The 14,939-nt window shown below is 63.9% G+C and carries 14 protein-coding genes; 3 read left to right on the plus strand and 11 right to left on the minus strand.

What is annotated here, in order from left to right; all coding sequences use genetic code 11:
- Positions 1–15 precede the first annotated feature (15 nt).
- The 6 genes from QUH67_RS21895 to QUH67_RS21920 form a co-directional block, all read right to left on the minus strand.
- Positions 16–789 carry a motility protein A gene (locus QUH67_RS21895; protein WP_300941137.1) on the minus strand — a complete coding sequence of 258 codons (774 nt, stop codon included), beginning with the start codon at positions 787–789 and terminating at the stop codon, positions 16–18.
- Positions 790–989: 200 nt separating this feature from the next.
- A complete protein-coding gene (locus QUH67_RS21900) occupies positions 990–1,958 on the minus strand; it encodes a Bug family tripartite tricarboxylate transporter substrate binding protein (protein WP_300941138.1) in 969 nt (322 codons plus the stop codon).
- Between the two features lie 35 nt (positions 1,959–1,993).
- Positions 1,994–2,713: an RraA family protein gene (locus QUH67_RS21905; RefSeq protein WP_300941139.1), complete on the minus strand. Its 720-nt coding sequence runs from the start codon at positions 2,711–2,713 to the stop codon at positions 1,994–1,996.
- Positions 2,714–2,842: 129 nt separating this feature from the next.
- Positions 2,843–3,727 (minus strand): CDP-alcohol phosphatidyltransferase family protein, encoded by an 885-nt coding sequence (locus QUH67_RS21910; RefSeq protein WP_300941141.1) that lies wholly within the window; start codon positions 3,725–3,727, stop codon positions 2,843–2,845.
- A gap of 77 nt (positions 3,728–3,804) precedes the next feature.
- Positions 3,805–4,503 carry a phosphatidylserine decarboxylase gene (locus tag QUH67_RS21915; protein ID WP_300941143.1) on the minus strand — a complete coding sequence of 233 codons (699 nt, stop codon included), beginning with the start codon at positions 4,501–4,503 and terminating at the stop codon, positions 3,805–3,807.
- A gap of 54 nt (positions 4,504–4,557) precedes the next feature.
- The gene (locus tag QUH67_RS21920) at positions 4,558–6,540 is read right to left on the minus strand and encodes an ABCB family ABC transporter ATP-binding protein/permease (protein ID WP_300941145.1); all 1,983 of its coding nucleotides are present in this window, start codon (positions 6,538–6,540) and stop codon (positions 4,558–4,560) included.
- A gap of 221 nt (positions 6,541–6,761) precedes the next feature.
- Between QUH67_RS21920 and QUH67_RS21925 the strand changes: the two genes are divergently transcribed.
- Positions 6,762–7,373 (plus strand): LOG family protein, encoded by a 612-nt coding sequence (locus tag QUH67_RS21925; protein WP_300941146.1) that lies wholly within the window; start codon positions 6,762–6,764, stop codon positions 7,371–7,373.
- 87 nt (positions 7,374–7,460) lie between these two features.
- Here QUH67_RS21925 and QUH67_RS21930 read toward each other — a convergent pair whose 3' ends face one another.
- From QUH67_RS21930 to cysS, 4 genes are all read right to left on the minus strand, one after another.
- Positions 7,461–7,838 (minus strand): VOC family protein, encoded by a 378-nt coding sequence (locus QUH67_RS21930; protein WP_300941148.1) that lies wholly within the window; start codon positions 7,836–7,838, stop codon positions 7,461–7,463.
- Positions 7,839–7,991: 153 nt separating this feature from the next.
- Positions 7,992–9,590: a citramalate synthase gene (cimA, locus tag QUH67_RS21935; RefSeq protein ID WP_300941150.1), complete on the minus strand. Its 1,599-nt coding sequence runs from the start codon at positions 9,588–9,590 to the stop codon at positions 7,992–7,994.
- The gene (locus QUH67_RS21940) at positions 9,587–10,099 is read right to left on the minus strand and encodes a GNAT family N-acetyltransferase (RefSeq protein WP_300941152.1); all 513 of its coding nucleotides are present in this window, start codon (positions 10,097–10,099) and stop codon (positions 9,587–9,589) included. Before QUH67_RS21940 ends, cimA begins: the two co-directional genes overlap by 4 nt.
- Positions 10,100–10,217: 118 nt before the next feature.
- Positions 10,218–11,633 (minus strand): cysteine--tRNA ligase, encoded by a 1,416-nt coding sequence (gene cysS / locus QUH67_RS21945; RefSeq protein ID WP_300941154.1) that lies wholly within the window; start codon positions 11,631–11,633, stop codon positions 10,218–10,220.
- 301 nt (positions 11,634–11,934) lie between these two features.
- Between cysS and QUH67_RS21950 the strand changes: the two genes are divergently transcribed.
- On the plus strand, positions 11,935–12,243 hold the full coding sequence (locus tag QUH67_RS21950) for a hypothetical protein (protein ID WP_300941155.1): 309 nt from the start codon (positions 11,935–11,937) through the stop codon (positions 12,241–12,243).
- A gap of 177 nt (positions 12,244–12,420) precedes the next feature.
- Positions 12,421–13,572, plus strand: a complete 1,152-nt coding sequence (locus QUH67_RS21955) for a DUF2865 domain-containing protein (protein ID WP_407080473.1) — start codon at positions 12,421–12,423, stop codon at positions 13,570–13,572.
- Between the two features lie 42 nt (positions 13,573–13,614).
- On the opposite strand, the gene QUH67_RS21960 is transcribed toward QUH67_RS21955, so the two are convergent.
- The gene (locus QUH67_RS21960; protein WP_300941156.1) at positions 13,615–14,787 is read right to left on the minus strand and encodes a zinc-dependent alcohol dehydrogenase; all 1,173 of its coding nucleotides are present in this window, start codon (positions 14,785–14,787) and stop codon (positions 13,615–13,617) included.
- Positions 14,788–14,939: the final 152 nt, after the last annotated feature.

Here is a 14,939-nt window from a genome sequence, read left to right on the forward strand (position 1 = left end):
GATGCCGTGAGCCGATCAGGCCGGAACCAGTTCGCCGTCGTCGTGGCGATGTTTTTCGGGCAGGTAGGCCAGCAGCATTTCGCGCACCAGCGCCGGGCTCTTGGAGTCGCGGATCATCAGGATGCCGTCGATGATCAACGTGCGGTTGGTTTCCTCGTCGAGGAGCTTGCCGTGCAGCTTGTCGGCGATCGGCAGACAGATCAGGTTCGCGACCAGCGCCCCGTACAGCGTCGCCAGCAAAGCCACGGCCATGAACGGGCCGAGCTTCGAAGGGTCCGACATGTTCGAGAACATCTGCACCATGCCGAGCAGCGTACCGATCATGCCGAACGCCGGCGCACAGTCGCCGATGGCGCGATAGATCTTCGAGCCTTCGTTCAGGTGCATCAGGAAATTGTCGCGATCGCGCTCCAGGTTGTCGCGGATGAATTCGAGATCGTAGCCGTCGGCGACGTAACGGATTCCCTTGGCCAGGAAAGGTTCGTCGGTTTCGACCTTTTCGAGGCCGACCGGCCCCTGCTTGCGGGCGATTTCCGCGATCCGCGCCAGTTCATCGACCAGGTCGCGCGCCGAAAGCCGGCTCATCGTGAAGGCAAATTTGGCACCCAGCGGCATTCCGTGCAGGATCGCGCTAAGGGGAAACCGGATCAGAGTAGCGGCGAACGAGCCGCCGAAGATGATGATGACGGCGTGGATGTCGTAGAACATCCGGAAGTCACCGCCCATCAGGATCAGCGTACACAGGACGATGATGCCGGCGACCAGCCCGACGAGCGTGGTGATATCCATTCTGAACTCCGACGCTTACGCGAACGACCGGCCATCCTGACCGGTCGCGCCGCCCCCCGCCGGAGCCGCGCAAGAGGCACCCTACGACCGCGCCATTAAAGACGCGTAAAGGATAAACCTAAAGCCCGGTCGTAGAAACGCGGGCTTGCAGCCCGCGCCGTCTCAAGAATTCGCTAACCATTGGTGAGAGGCCGGCAGGCCTACTGCGCCTGAACGCCGATTCCGGCGTCCTTGATGATCGGCCACCATTTTCCGATCTCGGCCTTCTGGAACGCGGCGAGTCCTTCAGGCGTCTGTTGCGCGCGCGGGGCGACGTCGAGCCCCAGTTCGGTAAAGCGCTTCTGGATCGCGGGATCGGCCAGCGCCTCCACCGTCGCGGCGTTGAGTTTTGCGATGATATCCTTCGGCGTGCCCTTCGGCGCAAAGAAGCCGAACCAGCCCGACATATAGAGGCCGGGCACGCCGGTCTCGTCCGCGGTCGGAATATCCGGCATCGAGGCCGAGCGCGTCGGCGACAGGTTGGCAAGCGCCTTGATCTTGCCGGCGCGGATTTGCGGCAGCGCGACCGCGCCCTGCACCACCAGCAGATCGACGGTGCCGGAGATCAGGTCGGTCATCGCGGGCCCCGCGCCGCGATAGGGAATGAACTGCACCTTCTGCTTGGTCAGGTTTTCGAACAGCACGCCGGTGACGTTCGCCGCCGCGTTCTGGTTGACGAAATTGATCTTGCCGGGATTGTCCTTCATCCACGCCACCAGCTCGGCCAGCGTCTTCGCCGGCAGGTCGTTCTTGGCGACCATGAGCTGGGGATTGTTCGAGACCAGCGCGATCGGCTCAAAATCCTTTTCGAGGTCGTAGTCGAGCTTGTAGATGATGCTGCCGACATGGGTGTCCCACTGGCCGATGTCGAAGGTGTAGCCGTCTGCCGCGGCGCGGGCGACGCGCCCGACCCCGATGCTGCCGCCGGCGCCGCCGACATTTTCGATCACGATCGACTGCCCCAGCGTGGCGCGCATCCGCTCGGCCATGATCCGCGCGGCGGAATCGGTCGAGCCGCCGGGCGGGAATGGCACGATCAGGGTGATCGGGCGGGAGGGATAGGTCTGTGCCTGCGCTGGCGCGGCACCGAAGAGAACCAGGACTGACAGCGCGGCCCAGAACCCCTTCATGACGTTTCCCCCTGTTTGTTGAACCCCGACTTTTGTCAGTGGATCTCGGACGAACGCTTCAGCGCCTCTTTCAGTTTTTCCAGCGTAAAGTCGGGACTGCGCGCGATGTCCAGGATCGGCGTCTCGCGCCGGGCGCAGAGTTCGCAGGCTTCCGGAATCTTCGCCGCGATGTCGGTCGGGATCACGATGGCGCCGTGTTGGTCGGCGTGGATCAGGTCGTCGGAATGCACCGTCATGCCGGCGACGCGCACTTCGCCGCCCCAGTTTTCGGCGTGCACCCAGGCGTGCGACGGCCCGACCGAACCGGCCAGCGCCTGAAAGCCTGGCGCCCATTGCGGGATGTCGCGGATCGAACCGTCGGTGATGACACCGAGGCAGCCGAGCGCCTTGTGCACGTTGCTCTGCACCTCGCCCCAGAACGCGCCGTAGCCGACATCGGGACCGTCGATGTCCTGGATCACGGTGATGCGCGGACCGAAACCGGTGCCGACATATTCATAATATTCGATGCGGCGCTTCGACTGCTCTGCCGCCGGCAGCGTCGATTTGAGCACTGAGCGGATCGTCACGGTGCGGGCATAGCCGACGATGGGCGGCAGATCGGGGAACGGGCAGACCAGAGGCTTGGTGGTGTAGCCGATCAGCCGGCGCTCCGGCGCCACGATTTCCATCGCGTTGCAGATCGTCGGCGTGTCGTAGCGCGCCAGCGCTTCGAGGACGGAAGCAGGCAGCGGGGCGGTCACGGCTTTGTTCACGGCGTTCTCTCCTGATTATTCGGCCCGGCTCTTTAAGGCCGTACGTCACAACGCCCTATAGCCGAGATTGGCGGCGACCCCAACTCGGCAGCGGCTCATGGCAGATATCTGGGAAGCGGCGCGACGCGCTCAGTTCAGCCGCGCCGGCCGGTCGCCATCGGTGTCTTCGGAGGGGGGCGAAAACGCCGTTGCCGGTGGCGGCGCGGCGGCGTCAGCCACGGCGGGCGGCTGCGCGGCCGCAGCAGCGTTGCGTTCGTGGTCGCGATAGGTCTTCCAGCCCCAAGGCAGGCTCGCGAGATACAGCGCCGAGCCGATCGACAGGATGTGCCAGGGATAGCCGATCAACAGCGCGACGAAGAACACCACGGAGACAAAGACCGGCAGCACCATCTCCGGCGGCACCCGCATCTTCACCGTCTTGCCGGAAAATACCGGCAGACGCGACACCATCAGGAAGGCGATCAAGAGCGTATAGCCCGCGGTGAGCATCACCGGCGGCTTGGGAATGCCGAGAAACGCCAGATAGAACGGCAGCATCGCCAGGATGGCGCCGGCCGGCGCCGGCACCCCGGTGAAATAGTTCGCCGCGAAGGCCGGCTTGTTCGGATCGTCGATCGAGGCATTGAAGCGCGCCAGCCGCAGGCCGCCCGCGATGGCAAACACCATGGCCGCGATCCAGCCGCCATTGTTCAGCTCATGGAGCTGCCAGAAATACAGCATCAGGCCGGGCGCGACGCCGAAATTGACAAAATCCGCCAGGCTATCGAGTTCGGCGCCGAACTTCGACTGGCCCTTGATCATGCGCGCGACCCGGCCGTCGACGCCGTCGAGCACGGCAGCGAACACAATGGCGGCCACCGCGAGCTCCATCCGCCCTTCGATCGACAGCCGGATCGCCGTCAGCCCGGCGCAGATCGCGAGCAAGGTGATGACGTTAGGCACCAGCATCCGCACCGGGATCGGGCGAAAGCGGCGGCGGCGAAGTTCAGGATATTTGGGATCGGGGATCAGCATGGCTTACCAGTATATAGCAAGCGCCGGTCCGGTTCACCAATGACAGCGGCCTAGCCTTTAGGCGGGCCAACGGGTGGTTAATCAGCCCGAAAGGTCCGCCCCTGTTCGCTCGAACCGAAATCGGCCAGAATCGTCTCGCCGGCAATGGCCGTCTGGCCCTCGGAAACCAGCGCGCGCGTGCCTTCGGGCAGATAGACGTCGAGCCGCGAGCCGAAACGGATCAGGCCGAACCGCTCGCCGGCACCGATCGACTGGCCCTCGCGCACGAATGAGACAATACGCCGCGCCACCAGGCCGGCGATCTGCACCACCCCGATCCGCCCGTTGGTGGTCGAGATCACCAGCGAATTGCGCTCATTGTCTTCGCTGGCCTTGTCGAGCTCGGCGTTGATGAAGGTGCCCGGCCGGTAGGCGATGCGGTCGATGCGGCCGGCCACCGGGCTGCGGTTCACGTGGCAATTGAACACGCTCATGAAGACCGAAATGCGCGGTAGCGGCCGGTCGCCGAGGCCGAGCTCGGCCGGCGGCAGCACCTGCGCGATCATGGAGACGCGGCCGTCAGCCGGCGACACCACGATGCCGTCGCGCACGGGCGTGACGCGGACGGGGTCGCGAAAGAACAGCGCGCACCAGACGGTCAGGACCGTGCCGATCCAGCCGAGCGGCGTCCAGATCCAGAACAGGATCAGGCTGACCAGCGCAAAGCCGCCGATGAAGGGATAACCCTCGGGATGGACAGGCGGAATCTGCGCGCGGATGGAATTCGCAATCGACATCAGGGCTCGCTGTTATCTGGACGGCTTGCCGTCGGAACTAGCGGCGTATTTGGATTATTCCGCGGCGGTTGCCAAGCGATCTTTGGCCGGGCCGCCGGGCGGATCGTTGAGCGGATCATCCACCGGCGGCGGGGCGCGGTTGGGCGCCTCGCGGTCGTCGTCGATCTGGGCGAGTTTCTCCCGCGCCGCCTCGGCCTCGCGCTGCCTGTTCCACATGCTGGCGTAGAGCCCACCGGCCGTCAGAAGCTTGGCATGGGTGCCGCGCTCGGCGATGCGGCCTTGATCCAGCACGATAATTTCATCTGCGCCGACGATGGTCGACAGCCGGTGCGCGATCACCAGCGAGGTGCGGCCGCGCGAGACGCGCTCCAGCGCCTCCTGGATCTCATGCTCGGTGTGGCTGTCGAGCGCCGAGGTCGCCTCGTCCAGCACCAGGATCGGCGGCGCCTTCAGCACGGTGCGCGCAATTGCCACGCGCTGCTTCTCGCCGCCGGACAGTTTCAGGCCGCGCTCGCCGACCTGGGTTTCATACCCCTTCGGCGACATGCGGATGAAGGCGTCGATCTGCGCCAGTTGCGCCGCCTCCTCCACCTCGGTGTCGCTGGCGTCCCAGCGGCCGTAGCGGATGTTGTAGCGGATCGTATCGTTAAACAGCACGGTGTCCTGCGGCACCATGCCGATCGAGGCGCGCAGGCTCGCCTGCGTCACGTTCCGGATGTCCTGGCCGTCGATCAGGATCTTTCCGCCGGAGACGTCGTAAAGACGAAACAACAGCCGCGAAATCGTCGACTTGCCGGCACCGGAGGGACCGACGATCGCTACCGTCTTGCCGGCCGGCACCTCGAAGCTGAGGCCTTTCAGGATCTGCCGATCGGGATCGTAGGCAAAGCGCACGTCGTCGAAGCGCACATTGCCTGAAGTCACGATCAACGGCATGGCTCCCGGGATATCCTTGACCTCGGGATTGCGCGACAGGACATCGAACATTTTCTCGATGTCGATGATCGCCTGCTTGATCTCGCGATAGACCATGCCCATGAAATTCAGCGGCTGGTAGAGCTGGATCATCATGGCGTTGATCATGACGAAATCGCCGACCGTATGCGTTCCGTTGCGGATGCCGGACACGCACATCAGCATGGTCGCCGTCAGGCCGGCGGTGAAGATGATCGCCTGCCCGGCGTTGAGAATCGCCAGCGACGTGTAGGTCTTGACGCTGGCTTTCTCGAACCGCTCCATTGAGCGGTCGTAACGCGCAGCCTCGCGCTCTTCCGCGCTGAAATATTTCACCGTCTCGTAGTTCAGCAGCGAGTCGATCGCCTTGGTATTCGCCTCGCTGTCGGAATCGTTCATCTTGCGGCGGATCTCGATCCGCCACTCGGTCGCGACATAGGTGTAGGTCATGAAGACCACGACCGTGACCATCACGGCGGCGACATAGCGCCAGTCGAACTGCCACAGCAGTACCGCCGCCAGCAGCGCGACCTCGACGACGGTCGGGATCAACTGCAGGATCACCATCCGCACGATCACCTCGATGCCGGAGCGGCCACGCTCCAGCACCCGCGTCAGGCCGCCGGTCTTGCGCTCCAGATGAAAGCGCAGCGACAATTCGTGCATGTGGACGAAGGTGATGTAGGCGAGCTTGCGCACCGCATGCATCGCGACACGGGCGAAGATACCGTCACGCCACTGCGTCAGTACCGCCATCAGCACGCGTATCGCGCCGTAGCTTGCGGTCATCAGCAAAGGCGAGGCGATCAGCCACAGCATCCAGTTCGACGCTTCGACCGGCGCGGTGCCCACGCCGTTCAGCGCATCGATCGCCCATTTGAAGGTGAACGGCACCGTCAGCGTCGCGACCTTGGCGACCAGCAGCAGCACCACCGACCAGACCACGCGCATCTTCAGATCCGCGCGGTCGCCCGGCCAGATATAGGGCCACAGATGCGCCAGCGTCCCGATCAGGGTCGCTTTCTCGGCGGAACCGCTGGGCGGAGATTGCGTGGCCGCAGTGTGCGAATCAGCGTCAGCCATCGCGGTCGCGTCCGCAGCAAGGTGGCGCGACGGCCGCCGTCAGATGGTTGTTGATGATCTGCATAGACCCGTCATATAGAGCGTTTAACTCTCCCGTACAGCCTTGAAAGATAAATCTTTCCCCCGTTCGGTTTGATTTCGGGCCTATTTCTGCTGCATCAGCGAAAGGAGTCAGGCTTGAGCTTTCCCAGGTGCGGTGCCACATGATTCCCATGGATCAAATGAAAACCGATCAAATCAAAACAGTCTGTGTCTATTGCGGCTCCGGCCCCGGCTCCAGCCCGCGCTTCGTTGAAGCTGCCCTCGCACTGGGAAAGATTTTCGCCGAGAACAACATCCGGCTCGTCTATGGCGGCGGATCGGTCGGGCTGATGGGTGCGGTCGCCAAAGGCACGCTGGATCACGGTGGCCAGGTGACCGGCATCATTCCGGATTTCCTGCGATCCCGCGAGCACATGCTGACGCGCGTTCAGGAAATGATCGTCACGCCCGACATGCACGAGCGCAAGCGGCTGATGTTCGAACATTCCGACGCGTTCGTGGCGCTGCCCGGCGGCATCGGCACGCTGGAGGAACTGGTCGAGCAGATGACCTGGCAGCAGCTCGGCCGCCACGCCAAGCCGGTGCTGCTCGCCAACATCGACGGTTTCTGGGAACCGTTGATCGCGCTGCTGGCGCATATGCGCGAGACCGAATTCATCCGCCCGGGACTGAACATCGACGTGCTCAAGGCGGAGCGGGTCGAAGACATCGTGCCGCGCCTGCGCGCCGCCGCCGCCCGCGCGCCTGAAGGCAGCAAGGAAATGGCCCCGGAAATGGCGCGGAAGCTGTGAATTTTTAGGGCGGGTTAGCGGAGCGTAACCCGCCATCGCGGCGCCGACGTATCGGCGGATTACGCCCAGCTAATCCGCCCTCCGCTTTCACTCGCTCGGAAACGTCACGGCCTCGATGCGATTACCGTCGGGATCGATGACGAACGCGGCGTAATACTTGACGCGATCATGCGGACGCAGGCCCGGTGCGCCGTCGGAACGGCCGCCGGTGCTCAGCGCCGCGGCATGAAACGCATCGACTTCGCCGACTGCCTTGGCGCGCAGGCAGACGTGTGTGCCGCTTTCGGGCGGCACCGGCGCCATGCCGGCGCGCAGGTTGATCCAGAATTCGGGATAGGTTTTGCCGAAGCCGATCGTGGCCGGACGGGTGACGAGGCGCGACAGGCCGAGCGGGGCCAGGGTTGCTTCATAGAAGCTCGCGGCGCGTTCGAGATCGGCAACGCCGACGGAGATGTGGTCGATCATGGTATAGCCCCGCTCTCTCCCGTCATTGCGAGCGAAGCGAAGCAATTCATGGCGCGGCCTAACGGATAGGTGGATTGCTTCGCTACGCTCCCATGCGCAAATGCTTCGCATTTGTCGCAGGCAATGACGGCTGATAGACCGTCACCGCTGCTCTCACACCGGCGCGCCTGATTTCACCAGCTTGTAGATCACCGAATCCATCAGCGCCTGGAACGAGGCGTCGATGATGTTGGGTGACACCCCGACCGTGGTCCAACTGTCGCCATTCTCGTCCTCGCTCTCGATCAGCACCCGCGTCACCGCTTCGGTGCCGCCATTGAGGATACGCACGCGGTAATCGATCAGCTTCAGGCCTTCGATGTATTTCTGGTATTTGCCGAGGTCCTTGCGCAGCGCGACGTCGAGCGCGTTGACGGGACCGTTGCCTTCCGCCGCCGAGATCAGCCGCTCGCCGGCGACGTCGACCTTGACCACGGCGAGCGCCACCGTGACGCGCTGGCCGTTGGAATTGTAGCGCTGCTCGACATTGACGTCGAACTGCTCGACCTTGAAATATTCCGATACCTTGCCGAGCGTGCGCCGCGCCAACAGATCGAACGACGCGTTGGCGGATTCATAGGCATAGCCCGCGGCCTCCCGCTCCTTCAGTTCCTCGACCAGCCGCGCCAGCTTTGGGTCGCTCTTCTCGTAGGCGATGCCGGCGCGGTCGAGTTCGGCCATCACGTTGGAGCGGCCGGCCTGGTCGGATACCAGCACCTTGCGGTGGTTGCCGACCGATTCCGGCAGCACGTGCTCGTAAGTGTGCGGATCCTTCATGACCGCAGAGGCGTGGATGCCGGTCTTGGTCACGAAGGCGCTTTCGCCGACGTAAGCCGCATGACGGTTCGGCGCACGGTTGAGCATGTCGTCGAGCGTGCGCGATACCTTCATCAAGGTTGCCATCTTCTCGGCAGTGACGCCGATATCGAAGGCGTCGGAGAATTCGTTCTTCAAGCGCAGCGTCGGGATCAGCGAACAGAGATTGGCGTTGCCGCAGCGCTCGCCGAGCCCGTTCAGCGTGCCCTGGATCTGCCGTGCGCCGGCGCGCACCGCGGCCAACGAATTCGCCACCGCCTGCTCGGTATCGTTATGGGCGTGGATGCCGACATGGCTGCCCGGAATCTGCGTTACAATGTGGCCGACGATGGTCTCGATCTCATGCGGCATGGTGCCGCCGTTGGTGTCGCACAACACCACCCAGCGCGCGCCGGAGTCATAGGCCGCCTTGGCGCAGGCGAGCGCGAACCCGGCGTCTTCCTTGTAACCGTCGAAAAAATGCTCGCAATCGACCATCACCTCGCGCCCCGCGGCCTTCGCTGCCACGACGCTGTCGCGGATCGAGGCGAGGTTTTCCTCGTTGGTGGTCTCCAGCGCCACCCGCACCTGATAGGCCGAGGACTTGGCGACAAAGCAGATCGCATCCGCCTTGGCCTCGATCAGCGCCGCGAGCCCGGGATCGTTCGAGGCCGAGCGGCCCGGACGGCGCGTCATGCCGAAGGCGGTGAATTTGGCCTGTTCCAGCTTCGGCTTCTTGGCGAAGAATTCGGTATCGGTCGGGTTGGCGCCGGGATAGCCACCCTCGACATAGTCGATGCCGAGCTCATCCAGCATTTGCGCGATGATCTGCTTGTCGTGCAGCGTGAAATCGACGCCGTTGGTCTGCGCGCCGTCGCGCAGCGTGGTGTCAAACAGATAGAGGCGTTCGCGGCTCATGTCGGTGCTCCCGGCGCTGCGCCTTCGGCCAGCGTCTTCTGCATCGTGGTGTTGGCGAGCCATTCGCCATTGAGCGTGACCGTGTTGCGCTGCTTGGGCGTGTAACCGCGCTTGCGAAACAGCGGCTCCGCGGTATCGCTGGCATCGACCGTGAGGATTTTGGCCCCGCGCGCGCCCGCCAATTTTTCCAACGCATCGACCAACATCGAGGCGATGCCCTGCCCCGCCACGCTCGGATGCACGAACAGCATGTCGATGTGATCGGGCCCCTTCAGCGAGGCAAAACCGACCGGTGCGTTCTGGATGGTCGCGATCAGCGTCAACTGCCCGGCGAGTTTTTTGCCGAACGCTTCCTCATCCTCGGCCGCCTGTGCCCAGGCCTGCTGCTGCGCCTCGCTGTAGTCGTCGCCGGTCAGACCTTCGATGGCGGCAACGAAGATCGCCGCCAGCATCGGAACATCCGCCGGCAGGAACGGCCGCAAGCCGGGTTTGGGCAATGCCTGTCCCATCGTCCCTACCACAATCCGTACAGCTTGGTCGCCAGCGCCACCGCACCGGCGATCAGCGCGATCTTGAGCGCGATATAGTAGAGCCAGTGTCTCGGAAACGGCGTATCGGGCTTGTCCATCACGCAACCTCCCATGTCGTCACCGGTTTTCCGTCAGCGTCCTTGCCGTCCTTGATGGCAACGCCCATCGCGACTAGCTCATCGCGGATGCGATCGGATTCCTTGAAATCCTTTCGGGCACGCGCGGCGGCGCGCTCCGCAATCAGCTCATCGACCCGCTTGGCGTCGATGCCGCTCGCCTGCTGCTTGCGTCCCTTCCATGCGGCCGCACCCATCGAGAGGAAGCCGAGCAACCGGAGCGAGGCGGCAAACGCGCTACGTTCGCGCGCCCCGCCGGACGCTGCCCTGTTACGCAGCCCATGCAGCACGGCCATGGCCTGCGCCGTGTTGAGATCGTCATACAGCGCTTCGATCATCGCCGTAGATGGCTCGCCGCCCTCGGCGTCGGCCGCGACCGCATACCAATCGTCGAGCGTCTTCGCGCTCTCCTCGGCGCCCTTCAGCGTCCAGTCGAGCGGTGAGCGATAATGCGTCTTCAGCATGTTGAGACGCAGCACCTCGCCCGGCCAATCGGCCAGCAAGTCCCGGATCGTAAAGAAGTTGCCGAGCGATTTCGACATCTTCTCGCTCTCGAGCTGCAGGAAGCCGTTGTGCATCCAGACATTCGCCATGCGGTCGGTATGGAAGGCGCAGCAGGTCTGCGCGAGTTCGTTCTCATGGTGCGGAAACACCAGGTCGATGCCGCCGCCATGAATGTCGAATTTCTCGCCAAGATGCTTCCAGGCCATCGCCGAGCACTCTATGTGCCAGCCGGGGCGGCCTTCCGCCTTGATGCCCGCCGGCGACGGCCATGACGGCTCGCCCGGCTTCGACGGCTTCCACAGCACGAAGTCGGTATTGTCGCGCTTGTAGGGCGCGACGTCGACGCGCGCGCCGGCGATCATCTCGTCGAGCGAGCGTTTTGACAGCGCGCCGTAGCGCGGCATCACAGAATTGGCTTCGTTCATCGCCTGCGGCGAGAACAGCACGTGATCCTCGGCGACATAGGCAAAGCCGCCGGCCACGAGCTTCTCGATGATCGCCCGCATCTCCGGAATGTGCTCGGTCGCGCGCGGCTGCACGGTCGGCGCCAGGCACCCCAGTGCGGCGACATCGTCCTGATATTGCTTGTACGTCTCCTCGGTGACCTTGCGGATCGCCTCGTTCAGCGGCACGCCGGGATAATCGCGCGCGGCGCGCACGTTGATCTTGTCGTCGACGTCGGTGATGTTGCGAACGTACTTCACGTGATCGGCGCCGTAGCGATGGCGGAGCGCACGGAACAGCACGTCGAACACGATCGCCGCGCGGCCGTTGCCGATATGGGCGAAGTCATAGACCGTCGGTCCGCATGCATACATGCGCACGTTCGCTGGATCGAGCGGCACCAGCGGTCGCTTCTCCTTCGTCAGGGTATCGTAGAGGCGCAGTTCCATGGGATATCCGTACCTTGCGGCCGGGCGTCCAGTGATCTCATATTTTGAGAAAAGACGGCCTCAGCCAGCGAATCGCTAGCTAATAATCTCGCGGCAAATGCTGCAGATGGCGAGGCGGCCGTTCATGGTTCCACCATTGCGGTATCGGGCTGCAATCGTCAAGGCCTTGCTCGTGCCCGATTTGGGGGCGATCAGGCCCCCGAACCCCTCGCCATTCGCCGCCGCCTGAAGGGCCTTGGTTAATCATTGTTAACATTTTGGGCCTATTCCTGTGGCCCTCTCCTCATCCCGGTAGCCCTCCATGCGACTTTCTTCAGCCCTCGTAGCCAGCGCCTTCCTGATGGGCGCATCGGCCGCCTTCGCTGACACCCGTGTTTTCATCGTCGCCAACCAGGCCGACGGCTACGGCGTCGACGAATGCCTCGCCAGGGGCGAGAAATGCGGCGCCCATGCCGCCCGCTCCTACTGCCAGTCACGCGAATTTGCACAGGCCACCGCCTATCGCCGGGTCGAGCCTGAAGAGGTCACTAGCGCGGTTCCGGGCAATGGCAGCGACGCATGTTTCGGCCCTGGCTGCGGCGAATACGTCGCCATTACCTGTCAGCGCTAGTCATCTGTGCCGGAATACCAGGGACTGGCTGCCACATCGGCGCCCCGGAAACGACGTGACGCTGCCCCGAGAAGCGGCTATTGGATGCCGCCTTGGCTGCGGAATGCCGCCTCGGTCGCGCGATGGGGCCAGCGATTGGGCTGTTCGGCCGCGCGGATCAGCCCTCAACGGCGGGATATGCTGGAAATTCGCAACGCGCTTGCCCTTCGGATTCTGACCTGCGCCGTCCTGCTCGGTATCGCCGCCCCGGGCGCGCCCGCGCTTGCGCAGTCGAACCAGGATGCGATGGCGCAGATGGGCCAGGATAACCCACAAGCGCAGGGTAACCCGATCTGCATCCGGCTCGAAGGCCAGCTGGCGACCATCGATCGCGGCGCCGGCACCGGAGACCCCGCCAAGGATGAACAGATCCGCCGCTATCAGGATGCGCAGGCCAAGCAGCAGGCCGAACTAGATCGAGTCACGCAGCAAGCCAGGCGGATGGACTGCGACAGTTCCGGCTTCTTCTCGCTGTTCAACGGCCGCTCGGCGCAGTGCGGCCCGGTCAACAACCAGATCCAGCAGATGCGCGCCAATCTCGACCAGATCACCTCCAGCCTGGAACGCCTGCGCAGCGGCGGCATTGGCGGCGCCGACCGTGAAAACCAGCGCCGCTCGGTGCTGACGGCGCTCGCCCAGAACAATTGCGGCCCGCAATATGCCGCCGCGGCGCGCGGTCCCGGCAACTTCATCGACAGCCTGTTCGGCACCCCCAACCAGTCGCTGCCGCCGCCCAGCGCCGACTTCGGCGCGCCCTCCGGCACCTTCCGCACCGTCTGCGTCCGCACCTGCGACGGCGGTTATTTCCCGGTGTCGTTCGCCACGTATCAGGCGCGTTTCGGTGACGACGAGCGGGCCTGCAAGGCGCTTTGCCCGGCGACGGAAGCAACGCTGTTCACCTACCGCAATCCCGGCGAGGACATCAATCAGGCAGTCTCGATCAACGGCCAGTCCTACACATCGCTTCCCAACGCATTCAAATACCGCACCGAGTTCAACCCGTCCTGCGCCTGCAAGGCCGCAGGGCAGACCTGGTCGGAAGCATTGAAGTCGGTCGACGACCGGGCCGGCGTCGAACAGGGCGACATCATCGTCACCGAGGAAAGCGCCAGGCGGATGCAGCAGCGCGCCCAGCCCAAGGGCGCGACGCCGACGGCCAAGAAGGGCGCCGCGCCTGGCACCAACGCCGCACCGGCTTCCTCTACAGCTCCGGCCGAGACGACCGCGGTCGCCCCCGAGAGGGACAAGGTCCGCACCGTGGGCCCGACCTTCATCCCGCCGAAGCAGTAGATAAAACGGTATGACCTGATGCGGACTCGTCCGCAGGGCTCATCAGCCCGGCCGCATCACGACCTTGATCACACCGGCCTCCTTGTCGCGAAATTTCCGGTACATCTCGGGTGCGTCTTCGAGACTTGCAGGATGCGTGACGACGAAGCTCGGGTCGATTTCTCCTGCCACGATCTTTTCCAGCAGAGGCTTGGTGTAAGCCTGCACGTGGGTCTGCCCGGTCTTGATGGTGAGGCCCTTGTTCATCGCAGCGCCGAGCGGGATCTTGTCGCCCATGCCGACATACACGCCCGGGATTGAAACAGTGCCAGCCTTGCGGCAGCACATGATAGCTTCCCGGAGGACATGGACGCGGTCCGTTGCCAGGAAGGTCGCTGCCTTGACCTTATCCAGAACGGCATCCGCAGCGCCGTGACCGGACGCCTCGCAGCCGACGGCATCGATGCAGCTGTCCGGACCACGCTTGTTGGTGCGTTTCATAAGCTCGTCGTAAACGTCGGTTTTCGAAAAATCGATCGTTTCCGCGCCGCCGGCTTCGGCCATGGCCAGCCGCTCCGGCACTTCATCAATGGCGATGACGCGCCCGGCCCCCAGCATGAGAGCGGAGCGGATCGCAAACTGTCCCACGGGACCGCAGCCCCAGATCGCAACGGTGTCGCCCGGTTCGATCTGCGCGTTGACAGCAGCCATGTAACCAGTCGGGAAGATATCGGACAGGAACAGCGCCTGTTCATCGGTCAAGCTGTCCGGCACCTTGATCGGCCCCACATCGGCCATCGGGACGCGGAGATATTCGGCCTGCCCGCCCGAGTACCCGCCGAGCATGTGACTGAAACCGAACAGCCCTGCCGGCGATTGCCCCATGGCCTTCGCAGCGATTTCGGCATTGGGATTGGTGCGGTCGCAACAGGAGAACAGGCCCTGCTGGCAGAACCAGCATTGGCCACAGCTGATCGTAAAGGGAACGACGACCCGATCGCCGATCTTCAGATTGGTAACCTCTGAGCCGAGCTCGATCACCTCGCCCATGTTCTCATGCCCGAGGATATCGCCGCTCTCCATGGTCGGCTGATAGCCATCGAGGAGATGGAGGTCGGAGCCGCAGATCGCGCAGGCGGTGATCTTGATGATGGCGTCGCGCGCATGCTGGATCTTGGGATCCGGAACGGTGTCCACGCGAACGTCATTCTTGCCGTGCCAGCACAGTGCGCGCATGGGTCATTCTCCATTTGAGGGACGGCAGCGCCGTCATTCGGTCATGTTGTGCAGGCGCAACAGAGCCAGGCGGGTTATGTTCCAAAAGCAGTCGGCGGTTCACCCCTGCCCCGCAACCGGTCGCCTCAACACCCGGTCGACTGCGCTTCCTG

The organism is Bradyrhizobium roseum (assembly GCF_030413175.1).
Lineage (GTDB): Bacteria > Pseudomonadota > Alphaproteobacteria > Rhizobiales > Xanthobacteraceae > Bradyrhizobium > Bradyrhizobium roseum.

Bases quoted from the DNA above. Each gene is read 5' to 3' on its own strand.
- QUH67_RS21895 (WP_300941137.1), bottom strand. From the start codon at position 789: ATGGATATCACCACGCTCGTCGGGCTGGTCGCCGGCATCATCGTCCTG.
- QUH67_RS21900 (WP_300941138.1), bottom strand. From the start codon at position 1,958: ATGAAGGGGTTCTGGGCCGCGCTGTCAGTCCTGGTTCTCTTCGGTGCC.
- QUH67_RS21910 (WP_300941141.1), bottom strand. From the start codon at position 3,727: ATGCTGATCCCCGATCCCAAATATCCTGAACTTCGCCGCCGCCGCTTT.
- QUH67_RS21915 (WP_300941143.1), bottom strand. From the start codon at position 4,503: ATGTCGATTGCGAATTCCATCCGCGCGCAGATTCCGCCTGTCCATCCC.
- QUH67_RS21920 (WP_300941145.1), bottom strand. From the start codon at position 6,540: ATGGCTGACGCTGATTCGCACACTGCGGCCACGCAATCTCCGCCCAGC.
- QUH67_RS21925 (WP_300941146.1), top strand. From the start codon at position 6,762: ATGAAAACCGATCAAATCAAAACAGTCTGTGTCTATTGCGGCTCCGGC.
- QUH67_RS21930 (WP_300941148.1), bottom strand. From the start codon at position 7,838: ATGATCGACCACATCTCCGTCGGCGTTGCCGATCTCGAACGCGCCGCG.
- cimA (WP_300941150.1), bottom strand. From the start codon at position 9,590: ATGAGCCGCGAACGCCTCTATCTGTTTGACACCACGCTGCGCGACGGC.
- QUH67_RS21940 (WP_300941152.1), bottom strand. From the start codon at position 10,099: ATGGGACAGGCATTGCCCAAACCCGGCTTGCGGCCGTTCCTGCCGGCG.
- cysS (WP_300941154.1), bottom strand. From the start codon at position 11,633: ATGGAACTGCGCCTCTACGATACCCTGACGAAGGAGAAGCGACCGCTG.
- QUH67_RS21950 (WP_300941155.1), top strand. From the start codon at position 11,935: ATGCGACTTTCTTCAGCCCTCGTAGCCAGCGCCTTCCTGATGGGCGCA.
- QUH67_RS21955 (WP_407080473.1), top strand. From the start codon at position 12,421: ATGCTGGAAATTCGCAACGCGCTTGCCCTTCGGATTCTGACCTGCGCC.
- QUH67_RS21960 (WP_300941156.1), bottom strand. From the start codon at position 14,787: ATGCGCGCACTGTGCTGGCACGGCAAGAATGACGTTCGCGTGGACACC.